The organism is Halomonas sp. C10-5 (assembly GCF_057169305.1).
On record NZ_CP175665.1, the window covers coordinates 1526677 to 1547407 of the forward strand.

The 20731-nt window shown below is 49.2% G+C and carries 18 protein-coding genes; 16 read left to right on the plus strand and 2 right to left on the minus strand.

From position 1 onward, the window contains the following. Window positions 1–220: 220 nt before the first annotated feature. The 13 genes from ACJ7IV_RS07110 (at window position 221) to ACJ7IV_RS07170 (ending at window position 12936) form a co-directional block, all read left to right on the plus strand. A complete protein-coding gene (locus ACJ7IV_RS07110; RefSeq protein ID WP_483866383.1) occupies window positions 221–1699 on the plus strand; it encodes a site-specific integrase in 1479 nt (492 codons plus the stop codon). Continuing rightward, window positions 1692–3659 (plus strand): hypothetical protein, encoded by a 1968-nt coding sequence (locus ACJ7IV_RS07115; RefSeq protein WP_483866384.1) that lies wholly within the window; start codon window positions 1692–1694, stop codon window positions 3657–3659. The genes ACJ7IV_RS07110 and ACJ7IV_RS07115 overlap by 8 nt, the downstream gene beginning before the upstream one ends. Beyond that, window positions 3656–5734: a hypothetical protein gene (locus ACJ7IV_RS07120; RefSeq protein WP_143004403.1), complete on the plus strand. Its 2079-nt coding sequence runs from the start codon at window positions 3656–3658 to the stop codon at window positions 5732–5734. The genes ACJ7IV_RS07115 and ACJ7IV_RS07120 overlap by 4 nt, the downstream gene beginning before the upstream one ends. Next, on the plus strand, window positions 5727–6134 hold the full coding sequence (locus tag ACJ7IV_RS07125) for a hypothetical protein (protein ID WP_483866385.1): 408 nt from the start codon (window positions 5727–5729) through the stop codon (window positions 6132–6134). Before ACJ7IV_RS07120 ends, ACJ7IV_RS07125 begins: the two co-directional genes overlap by 8 nt. A gap of 199 nt (window positions 6135–6333) precedes the next feature. Beyond that, entirely contained in the window at window positions 6334–6951 is a 618-nt protein-coding gene (locus ACJ7IV_RS07130; RefSeq protein WP_483866386.1) for a DUF1819 family protein, read from the plus strand. Between the two features lie 27 nt (window positions 6952–6978). After that, a complete protein-coding gene (locus tag ACJ7IV_RS07135; RefSeq protein WP_483866387.1) occupies window positions 6979–7533 on the plus strand; it encodes a hypothetical protein in 555 nt (184 codons plus the stop codon). Beyond that, entirely contained in the window at window positions 7533–7688 is a 156-nt protein-coding gene (locus tag ACJ7IV_RS07140; protein WP_483866388.1) for a BREX protein BrxB domain-containing protein, read from the plus strand. Before ACJ7IV_RS07135 ends, ACJ7IV_RS07140 begins: the two co-directional genes overlap by 1 nt. Before the next feature lie 144 nt (window positions 7689–7832). Further along, window positions 7833–9176, plus strand: coding sequence for a BREX system P-loop protein BrxC (gene brxC / locus ACJ7IV_RS07145; RefSeq protein WP_483866389.1), 1344 nt, complete (start codon window positions 7833–7835; stop codon window positions 9174–9176). 51 nt (window positions 9177–9227) lie between these two features. Next, window positions 9228–9446, plus strand: a complete 219-nt coding sequence (locus ACJ7IV_RS07150) for a BPSL0761 family protein (protein ID WP_483866558.1) — start codon at window positions 9228–9230, stop codon at window positions 9444–9446. A 61-nt stretch (window positions 9447–9507) separates the two neighbouring features. Beyond that, window positions 9508–9744, plus strand: a complete 237-nt coding sequence (locus ACJ7IV_RS07155; protein ID WP_483866390.1) for a hypothetical protein — start codon at window positions 9508–9510, stop codon at window positions 9742–9744. Window positions 9745–9829: 85 nt separating this feature from the next. Beyond that, window positions 9830–10483: an antitoxin Xre/MbcA/ParS toxin-binding domain-containing protein gene (locus ACJ7IV_RS07160; RefSeq protein ID WP_483866391.1), complete on the plus strand. Its 654-nt coding sequence runs from the start codon at window positions 9830–9832 to the stop codon at window positions 10481–10483. A 239-nt stretch (window positions 10484–10722) separates the two neighbouring features. Then, complete coding sequence (locus tag ACJ7IV_RS07165; RefSeq protein ID WP_483866392.1) at window positions 10723–11544, plus strand: DUF3800 domain-containing protein; 822 nt, start codon at window positions 10723–10725, stop codon at window positions 11542–11544. 75 nt (window positions 11545–11619) lie between these two features. Next, window positions 11620–12936: an FRG domain-containing protein gene (locus tag ACJ7IV_RS07170; protein WP_282039926.1), complete on the plus strand. Its 1317-nt coding sequence runs from the start codon at window positions 11620–11622 to the stop codon at window positions 12934–12936. Between the two features lie 86 nt (window positions 12937–13022). On the opposite strand, the gene ACJ7IV_RS07175 is transcribed toward ACJ7IV_RS07170, so the two are convergent. Further along, window positions 13023–13643 (minus strand): tyrosine-type recombinase/integrase, encoded by a 621-nt coding sequence (locus ACJ7IV_RS07175; RefSeq protein ID WP_282039924.1) that lies wholly within the window; start codon window positions 13641–13643, stop codon window positions 13023–13025. Between the two features lie 142 nt (window positions 13644–13785). Here ACJ7IV_RS07175 and ACJ7IV_RS07180 point away from each other — a divergent pair, with 142 nt between their 5' ends. Both ACJ7IV_RS07180 and ACJ7IV_RS07185 read left to right on the plus strand, forming a co-directional pair. Continuing rightward, window positions 13786–14331 (plus strand): hypothetical protein, encoded by a 546-nt coding sequence (locus ACJ7IV_RS07180; RefSeq protein ID WP_483866393.1) that lies wholly within the window; start codon window positions 13786–13788, stop codon window positions 14329–14331. A gap of 2042 nt (window positions 14332–16373) precedes the next feature. Continuing rightward, window positions 16374–16937 (plus strand): sugar O-acetyltransferase, encoded by a 564-nt coding sequence (locus tag ACJ7IV_RS07185; protein WP_222568464.1) that lies wholly within the window; start codon window positions 16374–16376, stop codon window positions 16935–16937. A gap of 264 nt (window positions 16938–17201) precedes the next feature. Here the strand turns inward: ACJ7IV_RS07185 and ACJ7IV_RS07190 are convergent, their stop codons facing one another. Then, window positions 17202–18716, minus strand: a complete 1515-nt coding sequence (locus tag ACJ7IV_RS07190) for a hypothetical protein (RefSeq protein WP_156940933.1) — start codon at window positions 18714–18716, stop codon at window positions 17202–17204. A gap of 1032 nt (window positions 18717–19748) precedes the next feature. On the opposite strand from ACJ7IV_RS07190, the gene ACJ7IV_RS07195 reads away from it, so the two are divergent. Further along, the gene (locus tag ACJ7IV_RS07195; protein WP_483866394.1) at window positions 19749–20522 is read left to right on the plus strand and encodes an NERD domain-containing protein; all 774 of its coding nucleotides are present in this window, start codon (window positions 19749–19751) and stop codon (window positions 20520–20522) included. The last annotated feature ends 209 nt before the right edge of the window (window positions 20523–20731 follow it).

Sequence of the window (20731 nt, forward strand, 5' to 3'; positions counted from 1 at the left end):
GGTGTGGTTAAGTGATATTTCTCATTACATGGTGTAGTTAATCGATATTTCTCATTACATGGTGTGGTTATTAAATTTTTGGCATGTTGAAAATGTTTGCATTTCATGCTTCCATAAAATCATGGTGACGTGTCAGCAATAGTTGCATCGCTGGTTTTTCTTCTTCCAATGCGGATTTATAAACGCTAACATTAGATTCATAAGTTTGGTGGAAAAGTTAATGCATTGTATGTCTCATGAAGGTTTCCATCTTTCCGAAAGGATTGTAAACATCTCTAAGGCGGAGGACTTGTTTGGCCAGTTAAGCGCCTCCAAAACGAAGGGGGCTTTGGAAGTTCCATTAATTGGCGTAGAGACAGAAGATAAAGTATACCTTACCCGAGAGCTCGTAGCCTCCAAGTGCCATAGTGGTATCTACAATTTCCCTTTTTTGATCAATGCTGACGGCTCTCCATGGTACGAAGCAAATAGTTACCTCATTGATATTGTCGCTAATAAGCATGTTTTTAATCGCCCTGCAGATGATGCGCGTAGAAGAGCTTCCAGGCTTCTGGATTACAAAATATTTACTGAACAAAATGCAATAAACTGGCTGGACTTCAGTGGTAGAAGACTAACTTCTCGGCCGACATACCGTTATTTTCAGTATTTGATTGAGGAGCGCGGGCTGAGTGCCCAAGTTGTAAATCAATATACATCAGATGTCTATCAGTTTTACCAATTTGTTTCGGAAAACTGGCATGATATTTCCATGAAACGGGTTGACTCGGTAAAAACCATTAAGATTTACTTCCAGACTCATTCAGGCGCTCGATCTGTTGATCGTTTGAAGCGGTCACAAACTCAATCTGTTCCACAAACCTCTAAGGTACAAATAGGATTTGTGCGTGATGATGGGGAGGTTCTTCGCCCCCTGCAAAGCTTTGAGTTAAAAGAGCTTAAGGATATTATAAATAGCCTGAAGTGGAGTCCGATTGAAAGACTTATTATGCTATTTCCAATTATGACAGGGGCAAGGAAACAGACAGTGCTAACACTTCGAGTGAAGCACATTGATCTTCTCATTAGCTCTGGCCCCAATGCACATGGGTACTATGTGTTGCATGCTGGACCAGGAACTCAAGTTGATACGAAAAACAACAAACACCAAGCACTCAAGCTGCCTGAGCAATTGGTTAAGGAGCTTTACGTATACGCACACAGTTCTCAGGCTAAAGCTCGCAGGGAAAAATTTAAGAGTCGATATGAGAAGGATAATCCTAATTTGGATAAGATCGCTGATGAGGATGTTTATTTATTTCTCAGTGATCAAGGGAATTGCTACTTCATGGCCAGAGATGATCCACGTTATCCGATGGTCAAATCTCCACCTCGGGGCCAAGTTGTTGAGACTTTAAAACGAAAAATCCTTAAAGTCGCCTCTAATGAATTTCCAAAAGATTTTTACTACCACTGGTTGCGAGCAACCTTCGCCTTGTTGCTTTGGAAAGGACTTGAACCAAAGATACAGGAAGGTGTTTTAACTTCGGCTGAGGCTATCAGTGTCATTCAAGAACGCTTGTATCACAAAAACAGAGAAACCACTGAGAATTATCTGAAGCTATTCCGAAATATGGACAGGAGACTAGAAAATCAAGAACTTTATGAAGGGCTGATTCTCCCGGAAAAAATCTTTAAGGAGGGGGTGTATTTTGATTAATGACGGTGTCTATAAATCACGTCCCTATGTTGTGCTTACAAGGAAAGAACTGGGAGCGGAAATCCTTCGCCCCGAGAACATATTACTTAGCCTGCCTGCATCTGAAAGGAAAAAACCCCACGATATAGGGTCGCTCTGCTTTTCTCAAAGAGCTGTGCGGAGATCAGGATGGAATACAAATAGAGAGATACAGGCGTTGCCTGTTATTATGAGTAGCCTTATGGTGGATCGGCGAGAGTTTGTAGCTCGCTATCTAGATACTGTGGCGGTTAGTGGTCTTCGTGATGAGTCTATCAATACTAAACTAGTAGAGATAGTTAAAATTTTTGACTGGCTGGATAGCAATCGTTACTCGAATTTTCTTAGTAGTGAGGAGAGAGCGGAGAAGGCTTATATAGCTTACACTGATTATCTTTACCATGAAATACAAAATGGTAGGTTGGCAGTTAATACTGCAGCGAAACGCCAAGGAATGTTGATTCACGGGATTATTGGGTTGATGTTCTCTGATGTAGAGTATCAAATTAAAGCGAAAACCTATCGAATTCGAGAAAAAAAGAATATTACTCAAGCTCCTTCTCGCCATGATTTTAACGAGTACCTATCCTATCTAGTTCCCTTTATTAGAGGACTTAGAAAGGCACTCATGAATGATGATTTCCCTCTAACGATAAATGAGGGGAAGTGCAAAATGTACATTTTTACGGGCAATACGGGATATTCTTATAGCCCGGAAATTCATGGGGAAGAATTATCTTCTATAGGCATCTTCGATTTAAAGAATGGTAGGTTGCTAACCATGAATGAATATGTTGAGAGTAAGGTGGATCTACGATCTACTACTATTTCGGAAAAAAAGAGAAGATCTTCATTAAAAAATGAATATAATCGGTCATTGAAGATATTTCAAAAGTCAAATGTTGATAAAAGTCGTGCCTATTACCGTGTTTTTTGGGCCCAAAAGGTCATTCGTGGGTATGCTATTTTGCTGCAATTCCTTACGGGGATGAACAATACTCCGCTGGTCAATTTGAAGTATGAGGATGCATTAGCGGTTGGCAAAGGCAGCGTAAAAAAAGAGTTAATATCAATCAAGCACAGGGCGAAAGGTCGTGTCGAACCCTATCCTCTCGGAGGAAGGAGGGGATTAAAAATATTGAGAGAGTATCTAGAATTTAGGGATTGGTTACTCGATGGAGAGGAATATGATTTGCTTTTTTTCTCCAATGCAGAAACATCTGGAAAAAGAGATATGCCTGTTCCTTTGCGCAGTGACTTCCAGACCAGATTTTTCAAGCAATTAAAGGGAAAGCTGTTTCCTAGCTATGTTAAAAATATATCACCTATGTTGGCCAGAAAATATAAGAGTATCGCCCTAGAGTTTATTGGCGCGACAGAGGAAGAAGCAGCAGATCTTCTGAATCATTCACTGGAAACGAACCGTCGCAGCTATGGTGCGCCTAGTGTTGATGATTCAAGTCGAGAGCTATCTCAGTTTTGGGGTGCCGTAAAAAGTTCAGCAGAGAAAGTAAAGCTTATTGGCTCTGATGACGGTATTTCCGGTGTAGACATTGCCGTTGGCCACTGTAATGATTTAGGTAATGCCGAAGAAATTAGTGAAGGTTCTCTGATTGAGCCGAATTGTCGGACGCAGTATGGGTGTCTGTATTGTGAGCACTATGTTTGCCATGCAGATGATGAGGATATTCGAAAGTTACTATGTTTAAAGTACGTTATTGAGGAAGTTAGGGGGCAAGCTGTGGAATTTGAAGCAGCAGATCAGCTATTTCAAGATCTTTGCTTACGTGTTGAAGCCTTGCTAAAAAGGATGACTGAGCTATATCCTAAAATGATCGACTCTATAGATGTCATTCGCGAGGAAGTTTTTGAATTAGGCGTGCTAACCCCTTTTTGGGAATCTCGCCTTAATCGATATGAAGAAATGGGGGTGATCTTGTGAAAGAGGGGAGTTTAAATGTATTGTTTATTAACCGGGGGAATGCTTTTTTTCTCAGTGATAATTCTCCCGATGAGTTTGTCTATAGGCCAACTGCGGATCATGTCTTGTGCAGAGATTCAAACGGGAACCCCACGGCTATCTACGGTGAAGACCATTGGGATTTTAACCCTTACAGGTTATCTTCCAAGAAAATTCGCGTGTTGAGCTTTGGTGACTTTGTAAAGTGTGACGATGAGGTTTTTAGGAGTAAGTTATCAGAAGAAGCTAAGTTTATTCTCTATCTGCTCATGCATTTTTCCGCTAGCGGCTATCTTGGTCGGCTGAGTGCTTCAACGCTTGTTCAGTACTTTTTTCAGCTGCGGTCAATGGCCAGGTTCTGTGTGTCCAGTCTCGATAATGATCTAGCTCAGGGTATTTCCCTTTTTGATCTTTTGTCTAATAGCGCCTATTTGAGGAGCTATCTTGGGAGGAAGGATGTTGCCAAGAATCAACTTAAGCAAACATCTGCACTCCTTACTGCATTGAATCAGATTGATATTGATGTGTTGGGTTTTGAATCGTGCCCTAAGAAGTTGTTCAACTTTGAACGGCTTGAGGACCGTCAACACCCAGTAATCCCTCCTCGAATCTACATAGCGATTATGAACCATTACGAGTCATTAATTGAAGATGTCTACCCGCATCGGGAGAAAATAAAGGCCCTAATTTGTGACTTGAAAGATCCCCTAAATGGTATTACAGAGTCAAGGCAGAGGGCCCGTGCTGGTGTTCGGTCTGGTTACTACCACCCCGATATGAGTAATTTGATAGAGGATCACGGTCTTGAAGAATTGCTATATGATAAATTTAAAATTTATAGCGCCTCGCGATCGTCATTAGCACGTTTCTTAAAGAGAATCCAGTTCCTGGTTAAGTATGTTATCCATATTTACACTGGAATGAGGCATGAAGAATGCGCTAGAACGTATTACGGGTGCTTAGGAAATGAGCTGGTTTCTGAACCTGTCTTGGATGATAGTGGAGCTATCTTGGATTCTGCAAGAATGGTTAGCATAGTTTCTACTCATACAAAATTTACTGGTTTTAAAAAGGAAGATACATGGCTTGCACCAGATTCAGTTGTTAAGGCTGTAAAACTTGCTGAGTCTATTGTTGAAGGAATAGCGCATGTATGGGGTGTAAAACCAGAAAATTGCCCTTTATTAATCAATGTATCCATTTTAAAACATAATATAAAACCAAAATTCACAGCTACTGAGTTCAGAAATAATCTTGCTAGAGGGGGCGATGCTCTTCTGACAAGTCCGGATTTTAGAATCACGAAAGATGACTTGGTTCACCTTCAGTATACAGATCCAGATCGTGAATTTAGTCAGGAAGAATTGTTTAAAGAGGGTGAGTTCTGGCCTCTTACATCGCATCAATTTAGAAGGTCTCTGGCGTTCTATGCTGCGAACAGCGGATTTGTATCAATGCGTACAGTGTCTCATCAGTTTAAGCATTTAGCTCAAATGATGGCTAAGTATTATTCTAGAAATAATCATAATTTTCTTTCAATATTTGGGCGTTGGGATGATCGAAAGAAAATAAAAATTAATCCCATGTCACACATTGCTCATGACTTCCAAATGGCTGTCCCTGTAGCAGCAGTAGACCAACTATTCGATGATGTTTTTGAGTCGGAGGCCACCCTGATGGGCGGGACCGGCTCCTATCTTGAAAAGCTAAAAGGGCGTGTTCAGAAAGGCGAAATTTCTGTTCTTTCAGCCAAGGATACTACCATTAAGATGGCTGAGAAGGGTGAGATAGCTTATCGAAATACGTTGCTTGGTGGATGCACGAAAGTTGGCCCGTGCAATGACTTTCTCCTTGGTGATATAACAGCCTGTCTAAGTTGTCCCGGCGCCATCATACGAGAGGACAGGTTGCTTAGTCAGTTGTCAAAGGCTGAGGCGGATATGGAAACTTTTCCAGAAGCAAGCGTAGAACACCAAATTGCCAAGATGGAAGTCACAAAGTTGACTGATTTTAGAGATAAAAAGCTTATTAAGGTTTTGGAGAAGGCTGATGCCTAAGATCAGCAGTTTAGAGCGCTGTGAAAAGGCTCTTGAACGGCTCTTGTCTGGTGAACCACACATTTCTGACCATGTTGGAGTTAAGTATGAGGACATTACACCGGCTATGGTGAGTATTGAAGCTGGCTTTGATAAAGGTTATTTAAAACGTAGCCGAGAATATCACTTACCTTTGATTGCCCGAATAGACGCCTTAAAGAGAGGGGCTGGATTCTCTACGTCCACTGCGAATAAGAAGAAGTTGGAAAGGGCTAAGGCGCTTGCAGAAAAACGCCGATTGGAAGTTGATAGGCTTAGCGAAGTGATGGATAAAGTTCTTACGCAGAATCTTATGTTAGTTGAGAGGGTCAGAGAACTTGAGAAGGAGTTAAGCAGATATAAATTCCGCATACGTCAATAATTTACTGCTGGTCGGATTATTCAGTTCGAATGGCAGGGAGTATTACTATCGAGGGCTGATAGCGACCTTTGGAATGGTGCTGCGTTAATGGGGCTTATTAAAGTTAGAAATGTTCGGCGGTGGTGATAGGTGACTCAGCGCTGCCAGTTCCATCGGTTCAGGTGATATGATGAATTAATCAGACGTAATGAGTATCGCAATGCGTTGGCAGACCAGTAACTTCCACTACAACTCCGACCTCATCGGCGGCTCGCTCATGGTCCGCGAGAGCCGCATCGTGGCGGAGCTGCTGCTAGCGGGTGTCGACGACGCGGCATGGAAGGCGGCCATCCTTGACGAGAATCGCCTCCAGAAGGCGCGGCCGGCCACGGCCAGGCGCATGGCCCAGGCAATTCGCAAACGCCTTGTGCGGCTTCCTGAGTCGTTCTGGCAGATGTTGCACGATGGAGATGACCAGCTAGCCACCCAGGTGGCGTTCTGCGCAGCGTTGGCTCGCAACCTGCTGCTGGTGGAGTTCCTGGAGACGGTGGTGGTCGATGCCTTGGTGACTCAGGCCGAGCGCCTTGAGCCGTACCAGTGGGATGACTTCCTCGCCGATCGTGCCTACCGCGATCCGGCTATCAGTGGCTGGACCGCCTCCTCTAGACGAAAGATGGGCCAGGTGGCCTTTCGCATGCTATCCGAAGTAGGCTTGATAGAGAGTGCGGGTAGCCGCCGGCTACGACCGCTGATGCTGCGGCCCGAGGTAGTGAGCCTGCTGGAAAGGCACCACCTGATTCGGCTGCTGGACTGCTTGAGCTCCCTGGGGCCGCGTTGAACGCTATGGACCCGGGCTGGCGGTAGCGTGCCCGAAAGCTCGCTATCCACCGCAGGCCGCGGCATCAAGCATTACAAGACGCTCAATCATAACGAAAAGAACGACACCGGACGCAAGGATGAGAGCCGTATGTCACCGCTCACGCAGGGGCCGTCCCACCGCGAAGATCCTCACCTGAAAGATCGCCTCAACCAGATCGCCGAAAAGATCACCAGCCCGGCTTTCCTCTCCGGCCAGGGCCTTGGCAACGAGATCGGCTTCTGGATCTTCGACTATCCCCCCGAGCACGAGCTGCAGGTTCGCGAGTACCTAACCTTCCTGGAAGGGGTACTGTCCCGTCAGCACAGCGAGCTGACGGTCGACCACGTCAACCTGCTTCGCGTGTTGCGCGACTATCTCCATGAGCGTGGCTTTCTCGATAAGGCCATCGCCATGCAGCAGACCAAGGGCGATGCGGCGCTGCTCAAGGCGCTGCGTGGCCCGCTGCACATGGACAAGTTCGCCCCTTCCTTATCCGACACGCCCTGTCGGACGACCCCGATATCATTCTTCTGTCAGGCGTGGGTAGCGTCTGGCCGGTGATGCGTGCCCACAGTTTGCTCAATGCGCTGCACGGCAGGCTCGGCCACAAGCCGTTGGTGCTCTTCTATCCTGGCCGCTATGACGGCCAGAGCCTGACCCTCTTCGACCAGATCGCCAGTAACCACTACTACCGGGCGTTTTCTCTCGTGCCGTGACGCATGGGCGCCCGGTTCAGTCAGTCCCGGGGGAACTCTCGATCTGAAGGCCAGCCGGCAGCCGCGCTGCGCTGGTACCCGCTTTATTGACCGCCTTGCCCCGCCACGGGAGCGAGGCGTTGCCCGTTAAGGAATCGATCGGACATGCGTATCCAGGACCTCTTCCAGAAATCCCTCACCCGCCCCATCAATGGGGTGGTGAAGGCCGACCAGAAGGACCGCGAAACGGTCTACCAGGAGCTCGACGAGTACGTGGTGACCAACGAGCTGGAGAAGCACTTCCGCGCCTTCTTCGAGTCCTACACCACGCCGCTCAGTGACCCCTCCATCGCCAATCGTGTCGGAGTGTGGATCTCGGGCTTCTTCGGTTCGGGTAAGTCGCACTTCCTCAAGGCGCTGTCGTATCTGCTGGCCAACATCGAGGCCGAGGATGAGGCCGGCAACCACCGCCGCGCCGCCGAGTTCTTCGACGAGCACAAGCTCCATGACCCGATGATCCGCGCCGACGTTACCAAGGCGGTACAGCAGCCGGCCGACGTCATCCTGTTCAACATCGACAGCAAGGCGAGCTCCAACGACGGCGGCAACCCGATCCTCAATGTCTTCCTGCGAGTATTCAACGAGTACCAGGGCTTCAGCGGCGACCACCCGCATATCGCCCACATGGAGCGCCACCTGGCCCAGCGCGGCGTGCTGGAGCGCTTCAAGGAGGCCTTCCAGGAGGCCAGCGGCATGGTCTGGGAAGAGGAGCGCGACGGCTTCCAGTTCTACCAGGACGATATCGAGCAGGCGATCAGCCAGGCACTGGATCTCTCCCCGGAGGCGGCCCACAAATGGTTCGAGGATTCCGAGGAGACCTTCAGCGTCTCGGTGGAGAACTTCTGCCGCTGGGTGAAGGAGTACCTGGACGCCAAGTCGCCGACTCAGCGCATCGTCTTCATGGTCGACGAGGTGGGTCAGTTCATCGGCAGCAATACCCGGCTGATGCTGACCCTGCAGACGCTGACCGAGAACCTCGGCACCATCTGCGGCGGCCGCGCCTGGATCGTGGTCACCTCCCAGGCCGACATGGACGCCGTGCTCGGCGAGATGACCGCCGCCAAGGCCAACGCCAGCCGCATCAGTGGCTCCAGCAAGGTGCTGGAGCACGACTTCCACCTGCATGTGGTCGACCTGCAGAACACCGGCGTACTGCGCGACCTCGCCCTGGCCAGCCTGGTGGCCTTCGCCTCAGGACTGCTGGGCAGGCCCACGCAGAGCCAGATGGTGGTGTTGGGCGACATGAGCCTGGGTGGCAGCCTAAAGCCCGTGGAGAGCCTGGCCGAGTGCCTGCAGGTCGCCTTCGACGCCGGTGGCAAGCGCGTCACCTTGCCGATGGCCAGCGCCGCGGATATCCCAACCATCCCCGCCGAGCTGTTCACCAAGTTCCAGACCAGCTTCTATGCCGAGCCGGTGGATGCCGTGGTAAAGGCGCTGGGGGTGGAGTGAGCGAACTGTCGCCGCCGTACATAAGCTGAAAGGGGAGAGACGTCGATGACCATGCCATCTGAGCGAACTCGTGCGGTGATTCACGCGAGGGAGTTTCTGAAAGAGCTCTGCCAGGATGTTTCTCTCCCCGAGCCCATTCGCTGGAAAGCCAGACAACTGCTGCGCCACTACCCGTCTCGAAGAGAGATGCTCCTGGCCGGCCAGGTAGAGGAACACCTCACCGAGGGAACTCTCTTCCAACCCACCTTCAGCTCCTCGATAGACGAATAGGCCGGCTCGACGCTGCAACGTCACCCGGCGCCGCTCGCGCCGCCAACCACGAGACACCGCCATGAGCACTGAACCCGAACTGATCCAGAGCCCCCTGAGCCAGACCATCACCCGCGACGGCCACACCCTGCAGGTGGATATCTACCGCCTGGAGGAGGAGACCGACTGGCTGCTGGAAGTCGTCAACGACGATGGCACCTCCCATGTGTGGGACGACCGCTTCGCTACTGACCAGGCCGCTCTGGATGCGGCACATGAGGCGATCGACGAGGAAGGCATCGTGGCCTTCTTGGACTGACGCTGGTGACCGTCAGGAAGCAACGGTAGTCCACGATGGCCATGGGCTACCCTGATAGCCACACCATCAGCTGGGTAGCCTCCTCATGACACAGCCCTCACACCCTCCCACAGACCCGCTCGCTCGTATCTTTGCCTACCGGGCCATCGACCTCCGTGACCGCTTCCCACAGCCCTTGGAGAGCTTCCGAGAGGCGCTTGAATGCCTGCAAAGCGACCGTTCCTACATGGCGGCTATGAGCGGGGAGATCATCGCCTACCTGCGCGGCGGTTACGCCCTGACCATTCCGGACGAGTTCTTCATCTGCCGTAGCGGTGAGATCGACGCCACTCTCGTGCCGCCTGAAGAGAATGACGCGGTGTGCGCGAAAGTTGAGGCGTGGCTGCGAGAAATGCTCACCCGACCCGATGTCGACACCACCAAGGCTGTTCCCGCGGAGGAGCGGCCTTACTCCCTCGATCAACTACTGGCACAGTGCGATCTTCAGGCTCCACCCCCTGATGAGTTACAAGCTTGGCAGGACACACCCGATGTTGGACGCGAAATTCTGGAGGCACCTACTGAGAGAGATATCTGGCAAGCCGCCGAGCGATTGTTTGAAAGTCGAGAAGGTGCCGAACGCTGGATGACGAGCCCAGAAATTGCTCTTCGAAGTCGCACTCCGGCAGATGTGATGGTGGAAGATCCTCAGCAAATTTACGACCTTATCATGCGACTGGAGTACGGGGTCTATACATGAATGAAAGACCGCTATCGACCCGAAGCGGACATGCCAGGAAAGGCGGCCAGCACTTTCATCGGGGATATTCAGCATGCGCGATGATTAGCCCCATACTTACGTGTTATTCTGAATTTGTAGGGTTTTTAATAAGATAAGAGGTGGGCGAGCGCGCAGGATAAATTTATTGAAAGCGCATGCGCTTTCAAGTGGAATATCAAACGCGCGTTCTATTGCCTGTTACGGATAGGAGATGGCCCATGGAGTTGTTCTTCGCCGATGACTCAACCCACAAGGGAGTTCGAGATGGGATGGGTAAGATAATCTCATTTGGCGGATTTTTTGTGTCCCCAGAGGCGTTGATGTCCCTTGAACAGCAGATCACCGATATCTGCCAGAAAAAATACGCCATTCCCGTCAACGAGGAAATTAAGTGGTCGCCCAAGAAAAAATCATGGATTTATGAAAACTTGCACGGTGAGAGTAGAACTGAATGTTACCGTGAGATTCTACAAGCTGCATTGGATCACGGCGTAAAGGTAATCGTCATTTGTTGGGATGAGGGGCGCACAACGCTTAAGGGGGAGCGCGCCTTCAATAAATGTCTGGATTTCGCTTTTGAGCGGATATCCGTTCACCTTGAGAAGAACGATACTATTGGTCTGATGATCGCTGATCGGCCAGGCGGCAGCCATAAACAAGACGAAGCTTTCTTGTCCGATTTTCTTGAAAGGGTTAACAACGGAACTGTGCATGTTGGCCCAGATCGTATAGCGCTGAATATCCTTACAACTTCCTCCCACTTGGTTAAGCACCTACAACTAGCTGATTTAGTTACCTCTATCACTGCCGCCATGGTTGCTGGACAAGATAAGTATGCAGGTGAACTGTTCCCCTTAGTCAAGGAAATGTTTATCAGCAACCACTTTGGTTATATTGGTGGTTCGGGCTTGAAATTGTTCCCGGATGAGCTTTGGAACTTATATTACTGGGTTCTCGGGGAAGACGCTTATGTAAAAGTGAGCATGTCCGGCGGTATAGGGCTCCCGCATCAAGGGTTGCCGTATGCCGAAAATCCATAACAAATGCAGGCAAGGGGCGCTCCTGCGTCGCGCCCCTGCTGCTGTATTTAAATTTATTAAATAATTAGGGAATCAATGTATAACCTGCTAGTAACGGCGATTGAAGGTGCCTGGGATGAGGGGTTCTACGAGTTCGACAAGAGCCGGTTTCTCGAATATACAAATGAAGATATTGCTTCTGCCCTTAAAGAGTTGAGCAATTCCCATATCGAGAACTTGAAAAGCTACCCAAGCTTGTTCGCCTATGAGGGTGAAGATTCTGATGTGCATATCGGCTATCTCACATCTGTCAAGGAGCGTGGTCGCAAACTGCTAATCGAATTCGAGTTCAACCGAGACATCGAACCTATCTCGTTTGATCAGATAAAATCAATTGCTCCACTCCTAGATATTCGTAGTTGGGAGATGAACAGGACCCACTGGGCAGTTAAGGATGAAGACTTATTCGAAAGACTTCGAGCAAAGGGGGTTCTGGAGGAGGAGAGTGAATCTAGAAAAATCAAACAGGAGCGACCAACGGTAGGGAAATCTAAAAACCCCAGAATCTCTACAGTACAGGGTTTTATCGGCAAGGTCCTATCAATCGAGAAAAGAAGCGGGCTAGAGGTTTTTTACCGTGGCCACTCCAATAAGAAAAAATACAAGTTGGAGCCATCTTTGTTTCGTAGAGATGAAGATGGAGATTATCTGTATAAGGACAGCGAGCATATTCTATATCGGGAGTTGCTGGTTTCAAATTCTGCTGATTTTCAATCGGATGTTTATACGCTTGATAGTCTCGTGCGTATGCAGCACTACTCATTGCCTACACGGCTACTTGATATCACTTCCAATCCACTAATTGCTCTTTACTTTGCATGTAAGTCAGCCGCTAGTGAGGATGGAGAAGTAATCATATTCTCAATGGATCGTAAGGATGTGAAGTACTTTGATTCAGATTTGGCTAGCTGCATTGCGAATCTGGCTCGTTTGCCTCAATCAGAGAAAGACGAGATAAAGTTTGATGAGGCAGACTTCAATGAGCAGCCTCAAGTAAGACGTCTCCTTCATTTTATACGAGAGGAGAAGCCATTTTTTGAAGCGGCTATTATTCCGGATGATTTAAGAAAAATAATTTGTGTTAAGGGGAAGCAGAGTAATGATCGGATATCTTCTCAATCTGGTGCATTCCTTCTGTTTGGTCTGGATTCTGTCTTCGATGAGGAAGGCACGCCTGAGATTAAAGTGTCAAGAATCACTGTGTCGGATAAGGTGTCTATATTAAGAGAATTAGACTTGCTAAACATCAACGAGAGCACGGTGTTTCCATACATTGAGAATTCTGCGAAGTATGTCGCCGAGAAGTTCAGGTTTAACAAGTCAACCCAGCCGACCGCTGAAAGCGGCGGCTGATTCATGCGTTATACCTCAGGAAAACTTCAATATCCGCTTCTGGCTGGATAGCGACAGCCTAGAGACTAAGCCGTCGGTGGCTCTCGCTAGACCTCTGTTTGCTCAGCCATGGTCAATGCGTCATCTACCTCAATCCCAAGGTATCTGACGGTACTTTCGAGTTTTGTGTGGCCTAAGAGCAGTTGAACGGCTCTCAGGTTTTTCGTTCGACGATAAATTAACGATGCCTTGGTGCGTCGCAACGTGTGAGTACCATAGGCCGAAGGCTCTAGGCCAATAGCGGCAACCCAGTTTTTAACGATGCGGGCGTACTGCCGCGTAGACAAGTGACACGAACTTTTCAGGCGACTTGGAAACAAGTAGTCATCATTTCGGAGATGTGCAAGCTGCATCCACTCTTCTACGGCAGTGCGAGTCTGCTCGGTTATCTCAAACTGTACTGGCCTCTTCGTTTTCTGCTGAGTGACGATGGCTCTTGAAGACACATGTTTGCTCTGGGCTACATCTCGGACGCGTAACTTAACTAAGTCACAGGCTCGCAGTTTGCTATCGATGGCTAGCTCAAATAGCGCCAGATCACGTTTCTTATCAGCTAGCTGCAGTCTGACACGAATGGCCCAAATGTCTTTGAGGCGAAGCGGGGTTTTCTGACCAACCAGCTTACCTTTGTTCCAAGGCTCGCGGGAAGCTGTTATTGATGTGTTCATGGTATGGACCTCCTCGGGTGGAATGTATAGGATGGTCCAGAATATCTTCGGAGTGTGCTGGAGCCTGCAGTCAGTCACGTTTCGACCTAACGGAAAAGGCAGCATGCGCGTTTATCCTTGTCAGGTATGAAGAGGTTGCATTATGGATGAGCCAACCCTTTCGAACACTCCTCCGGTGCAACTGCGCCTCAAACATGCCGAGTACTTCCTATCTCAGTACCGGTTACATTGCGGCCCGCCTGTCGATGCCTATTGGCTCATGGTCGGGTACTTTGATGCGTATCTTTTCTCGTTGGCCACAGTCTGGGACATGTCCCATCCAGAGGCTCGCAAGAAACTTGAAACCATTGGCGTCTTTCGCTTTTTCAAGGCGCTCCGCAACGTGGCGGCCCATCATTCAATCCTCGCTGCCGGGGTTTCTGAAAACAAGTTTCCTCGTCCGTTTTCTCGTGAGGTCAACGTCTCGGCCGGCGGTCCGCAGAATGATTCTTCCCGTCTGTTATTTCGACTGGATATTCTTAGGCAGATACTTTATGCCGTTGAGGCTGAGAGGCCGCACGAGAAGAAGAACATTGAGGTTGCTTGCTCTTACATTTCGGAGCTTGAGGCGTGCGGAGTAAAGGTTTATCTCGAGGACATCATGGAAGAGGCAATACACGCTGTAGAACGCGCGATACCTCTTACTTAAGCTTTGCGCTCAAGTGGATTGCGTGAAGAGGCTGCCGTGTTACCAGATGTCGTATCGGCTAGCGGCTGCTAGGCGCCGCGTTTATCAGTTAGGCGTATCGGTTTATATAGGGATTTAGTCGTGAGTAAACGTTGTGCATATTGCAAAGAATGCCAGCCATTAACCAAAGAGCATATCTGGCCTAATGGTTTCATTAAGCGGTTTGGTTCTGATGGGCTCACCTACAATAAGAAAGTAAACCGTTTTTTTAAGTCAGATCCGGTGATAAAGGATGTTTGTGCTTCATGCAATAGTGTAAAGCTGAGCTCGCTCGACACGTATTTGTGTGAATTGTACGACTCGTTTTTTCACACAGTAATTGCTCCTGGAAAGTCTGCATCCCTTGAGTATAATTATGAAAAATTGTTGCGAGGTTTGCTGAAGGTTTCTTTTAACTCTGTCCGTACTCAATATGAAGACAATGGAAAGATAAGTGCCCATGAGAAATTTTCAAGCTACATATTAGATGGGGGGTATAAACCAAACGACGTCCAGCTTAGATTGTTGATTGTTACGTCGTCTACTATGTACATCCCCGAGCAGGGTTTTACTGCCCAGCTTAAGCCGGATTTTTTTAGGTGCACAGACATAAACTACGATGGCCCGTTAAGAAATCGATTTATAGTTAGAGCTGTAATCATCAAAAGCTATTGGTTTTACATCGTCATTTCCAAGAGAAGAGAAGATAAAGCGAAGTGGAACCGATTTAATAGGGGGTTTGAGAGTTGGTTGGTACAGCCAGGACAGATACTGCGCCCCGGCAATGTCAGCTTGAGCATACCGGTTAATCAGACAACATACATGCATCGTGACTTGTTTGGCAGTTTGATCGATGCTACCAGTTAAGTCTCCTAAACAATCCCGTAAGGCAGGCGTCTCTTGCGGGCCGCCGCTTCGCTCTCCATTATATCAGTATATGCTGAAGGTTTGCTTCTGGCCGGTTGAGGAATGTTAGTCTATGCTGATGAGCAGGAAATGACAGTTGACGACCCAAAGCGGACATGCCGGCAAAGACAGCAAGCGCGTTTATTGGTGTTATGTAGCCACGTCGACGAAAGTGCATATAAAAATCAATGGGTTGGTGTGCAGGTATAAGAATGTTGAACGCGCGTGATCGTTCAAGTCAATAAACGAGCATGCTGTCTAATAACTGTTGGGCAGAAGGAACTGAAAAGTGCTGATTCTCAAATTAACGGTCGTGCCGCTGTTCATCGCCGCCGTAACGCTTGCCGGCCGCCGGTGGGGGGCGGGTGTTGCTGGATTGCTCGGGGGCTTTCCCATCGTGGCAGGGCCCATAGTCGTATTCGTGGCTCTGGAACACGGGGCCGACTTTGGCGCCGTTGCCGCAATTGCGGCAATCTCTGCTATCGCTGGATTGCTGGTTTTTGGCGTTGCCTACTGCTGGGCAAGTACTAAGTGGTCTTGGCCTGTGGCATTAGGCTGTGGTGTTGCTGCATGGATTGTAGTGGCTTTTGGCTTGGCGGCGCTTCCTGGGGCCCCGGAGGTCGCTCTGGCAGTGGCCGTCGCGTCTCTTCTTCTAGCGCCAAAGGTGCTTCCAAACACCACGCCCCTGGTAGGGCGAGGCCCAGCCTCTAATGATCTGCCCTATCGTATGGCCACGGGAGCGCTTCTGACGCTCGGTGTAACCGCTGCCGCAGCATCGCTCGGGGAAGTTTGGAGCGGGCTTTTGGCCGTATTCCCGATCATTGGTCTCGTGTTGGCTGTCTTTACGCATCGGGCAGAGGGGGCGCATCAAGTTGCTCATATGTATCGCGGAATGGTGCGCGGCCTTTACTCTTTCGGCGCCTTCTTCCTCGTGCTGGCCCTCCTTTGGCCCCGAGTCGAGTTTTGGAGTGCGCTTGCTCTCGCGGTAGGGGCGGGTGTCTGTGTTCAGGCGGTAGTGCAGTGGCTTGTGCTGCCCAACAAGACGCTCCAGCCGACACGCTAACGCGCGCGGCTGAGCTTTTGCGTTATGAGTAGATTGGTCTTGGAGTCCAAGTTTAATGTCAGAAAAAGAAAAAATGTTAGCAGGTAAGCTTTATGATCCAAGTGATGAAGAGTTATTAAAGCTAAGATTGAACGCTAGACTGTTAACTGAAGAGTTGAATACAACCTCTGTCGAGTTTCATCAAAAGCGTGTTGAAATAATTAGAAATTTGTTTGGTACAACAGGTGACAATATTCACATTGAATCTTATTTCAATTGTGACTACGGCTCTAATATTCATGTTGGTGATAATTTCTATGCTAATTTCGGCTGCGTGATTTTGGATGTTGCGGAAGTAAAATTTGGTAAGAACTGTTTACTAGCACCTCAAGTTGGAATTTATACTGCGACACATCCCTTAGACCCAATCGCGAGGAACAGTGGTTTAGAGCTAGCGAAGCCAATAAAAATTGGTGATAATTGTTGGATAGGTGGTCATGCGGTTATCAACCCTGGCGTGACCCTTGGGAACAATGTGGTGGTAGCCTCTGGTGCAGTGGTAACGAAGAGTTTTGGGGACAATGTCGTAATTGGTGGTAACCCAGCGAAAGTGTTAAAAGAAATCAGCGTTAAGCCATAATTTACTCATAACAAAGCATTTAAGAGTGATTCCCAACGCTTGGTATTTTTCATTCCATCGTTGGGTTTTATGCTTACGGTGGTATGGTTGGGTTTCGTGGTAGCGTTGCTCACACCTTAATGCGGCGTTATATCAGCTCTGGCTGAATGTCCGTTTCTGGCCGAATGAGTAACTTTAGTCTATCCTGATGGAATGGTGGAGGCAGTTGACGACCCAAAGTAGTTGTAGGGAATTCGTCGATTATATCCACACTCTGAATACAGATTAATTCTCAGAGCGCAGCTGCTGAGCAGCGTCGAGTTCCTCACTAAAGCACCTCAGCTGAGCCCGAAGCACATGGTCCTGTTCATCGAAGCATTGCTTCAGGGTATATAAATAATTGCTCTGTTTTAGGAAACTGTAAGGCTCGATGAGGTGTGCCCGCATCACCCTGGCCAAAGGTGCCAAGTGCGCACGCTGTTCTAGGTCTCGCAGGGTGGTGAGCGCCACACTAAGCAGTTCGTGCTTGAGTCGGCAGGGCACGCGCGGCGACATTAGGATAATCTGAATCACTCGGCCGATGGCTTCTGCAGCTTCGAAGGCAATGTAGATGTGATTTCCTTCGAGCTGGTCGGGACGCAGTATGTCGCCAGGCTCTGTTAGAGCTTCGGCATCCCTCACCCATACTGCAGTAGTGTCAACGACTTCGTACAGCAGGTAGCCCAGCGGCGTTGGGAACTCATGGTTCTCGTCTTCCGGCCGAACTTCGCGAGCGCGATCAACTAAGCGGCTGGCGAAATGGGGCATGTAGTGTAGCCACAAGTGGTCAGCGGTGCGCTGATGCAGGCCCTCCAGGACCATGATCCTGAAGAACCAAATGCCGGTATACACAGGGTCGTGGTGCTTTCCAACCTCTTGAAAGGTTAGCAGCCTCCCATTGAGTTTCTTTTCGAGGACTTCATCGGCATCAATCCGCGCGAGTACGGCCTCGCCGACAGACCGGTAAACCCCGAGTCGAGCGGCCACATTAACATCGACGCAGTAGAACCGTAAAAGTCGGTTCTCATCAGGAAGTGCCAGGCGGTGTCCACCTTCGCCGAAGTTGTCGTTGTTCTTGAGCTCGCTGTAGAAGACGCTGGCCTCATTGGCCAATAGCGCGTGGAAGAACTCATCTTGGAAGCCTTCCACAAAGCGCGTTGCGCGCTCCATGACCTCCATGCAGAGGTATGGTCTCGCGATGGCGAGATGTGAGGCCAGGCGGCGGGATGATAACAGCCGCTTTACGACGATGGCTGCGCGGCGCTGCACTTGCTGGGAAGGGCCAACTAGGTCGGCAAGCCATTCGCGGAAGCCAAACAATTTGCGGAATAACCTGTTAGTCGGGGCCCCTTGCCCCAGAGTGATGGACCCGTCGTCTCGGACGATGACTTGGAAGCCGGGACGCTGCGGGCGAATTTTATCGGCCAGGCGGCCGCGCACGCTCTTCGATGCGGCCAAGTCCAGCGCCGAATCGAGATGAAGATGCAGCAACTCGGAGAGTTCGTCGAGCTTCCCTGCGTGCAAAAGCGACGTGGTGAGGTCATCGAAGAGCCCGAGGTTCCAGCGCGTCAACCTCGTTCTGCGCGACCGCCAATACACAAAGGCGGCGAGGAGCAGAAACAGAAGGTACTGGGCGGCACTCTTGTCGAAACCCCACAGCCATGGCCCAAGGGCCGGAAACCCAAGTGACGTGAGCACGGGCTCGAAGAAAAGCCCGTGGATAATGAGCAACGCTGCCCAGATGGCCAACCAGTCGAACAAGTTTAAGCTCAACCGAAAGCTGAGCCTGGCAGTGCTTGGCACAACCGCCCACACTGCAGTGATCAAGCCCAGCATGGTGAGTAGTGCGCTAGTGTCGATGCCAGCAGGGTTCATAGGGTGGACAACATTAGGGATATCTGAAGTGGTTCAAGGGCTCTGCTGAAGCAATTGTGGTCAGCAAGGGAATGGTCCTATTGTAACGGCAATACCGATGGGATAACCATGCCCTTTCCTTAGCCGCGGCACAGCAGGAGCGATACCGCCAACGGACAGTCGTAGGCTCCGGGCATCTGGTATATCTAGCCAAAGTGACTATTGGTACGTCTGCTTCTGGCCGGATGACGACTTTCAGCTTATACTGATGAATATATCAAGGAAGATAGCTATATAATAAGCGTGAGTAGGCAGGGTGGTATTCGCGCTCATTGAATAGCAGAGCAAGCACAGTTGGGAATTAAGATAGAGGAACACATGGACCCCATTTCAGCCCTGTTCGCAGCGTTACTGGATAGCACTTCAAGTGCTGTAAGCAATCACATACAAGAGTCCGTGGGAACTGAGGTAAAAACTGTCGTAGTTGATCATAACGATCAGCTCATCTCGTATCAGCACCAGATGTGGAGTATACGGGGTGACTCTGTCTGTGCAGATAAAAGAGAGCGTATTGACGAGTTCTCAAAATGCACACTGGCGGCAAAAGAGCATTTTGTCAACGCATGTCAATATCTTCAGGAAAATAACGAATATAGTGTTAGATATGATCAGCTGAAGAATATGTACTGCTCAGCATCTAACTCTTTTCGGCCTACAATAGCTTCTATTGCATCTTCCAGCAAAGCTTCACCACTTGAGCTGGCAAAAAGGAAATGCAATAGACTTACATTTGATAAAACTGCAAGCGCGGAATCTCGCAATCAGGCATGCGCGCGTTATCGAGCGTTAAAAAGTGAGGAGCCTTAAAGGTAGGGCACTCAAAATGACAGGCATTCTTAAAAGAATGTATTTGTTAAAAATTCTCCAGTGAGATAAATCTTGGATCATTCTTTATTCATCAAAGAAGTATTAGGGCCGTTGTGGTGGGTCATTCCCATAGCCTTTCTGATTGGTCTCATCAAGTCACCATGGTTCAAGGGCTTTTTCGGAGAGGCTTTGGTTAAAGCGGCCGCCAGGATTCGGTTGCCAGCGGAAACATACAAACCGATCCACAATGTGACCCTGCCTACGCTGGACGGCTCAACTCAGATTGATCATATCTTTGTGTCCCGATTCGGGATCTTCGTCGTGGAAACAAAGAATATGAAAGGTTGGATCTTTGGTGACGAACATCAGGCACAATGGATCCAAAAGATTTATCGGAAGTCATTCAGGTTCCAGAATCCGTTACGCCAGAACTACAAGCATGTAAAAGCTCTGGAGAGCGCCCTCGATGTTCCTTCGGCAGTCATTCACTCTATTGTGGTTTTTACTGGTAGTTCGAAACTAAAGACCAGGATGCCGAAGAGCATCACTCGTGGCGGTGGTTACGTGAATTACATCAAGTCGTTTCAGGAGGTCGTTCTATCTGAGACGGAGGTTCAAGAGGCCTTCATGAAAATCCAGGCTGGTAGGCTTGCGCCCACACGTGAGACCCACCGAAGACACGTTGCACAACTTAAAACTAGGTCTGATCCTAATGCTCAGCGCAAATGCCCCAAGTGCGGCAGCAGCATGGTATTGCGGACATCCAAAAGGGGTAAGAATGTTGGCAATCAGTTCTGGGGGTGTTCTGGTTACCCGGAGTGCAGGGTGGTGCAAGAGGTTGGGTAGTTGTGGTGACGATAGATTTGCGTTTGGCTGCTATTGGCCGGGTGAAGAACTTTAGCCTATGCTGATGGGGTGGTTGAGGTAGTTGGCGATCCAAATCTGGCATGTTGGAAAATGCTCAGGCAGGTTCATTGGTGTTATATAGCCGGCATGTTGGTTAGTTTTATTTGGCATCATAAAAATTAACTTAACTGGTTGACAGTTGTGGAGGA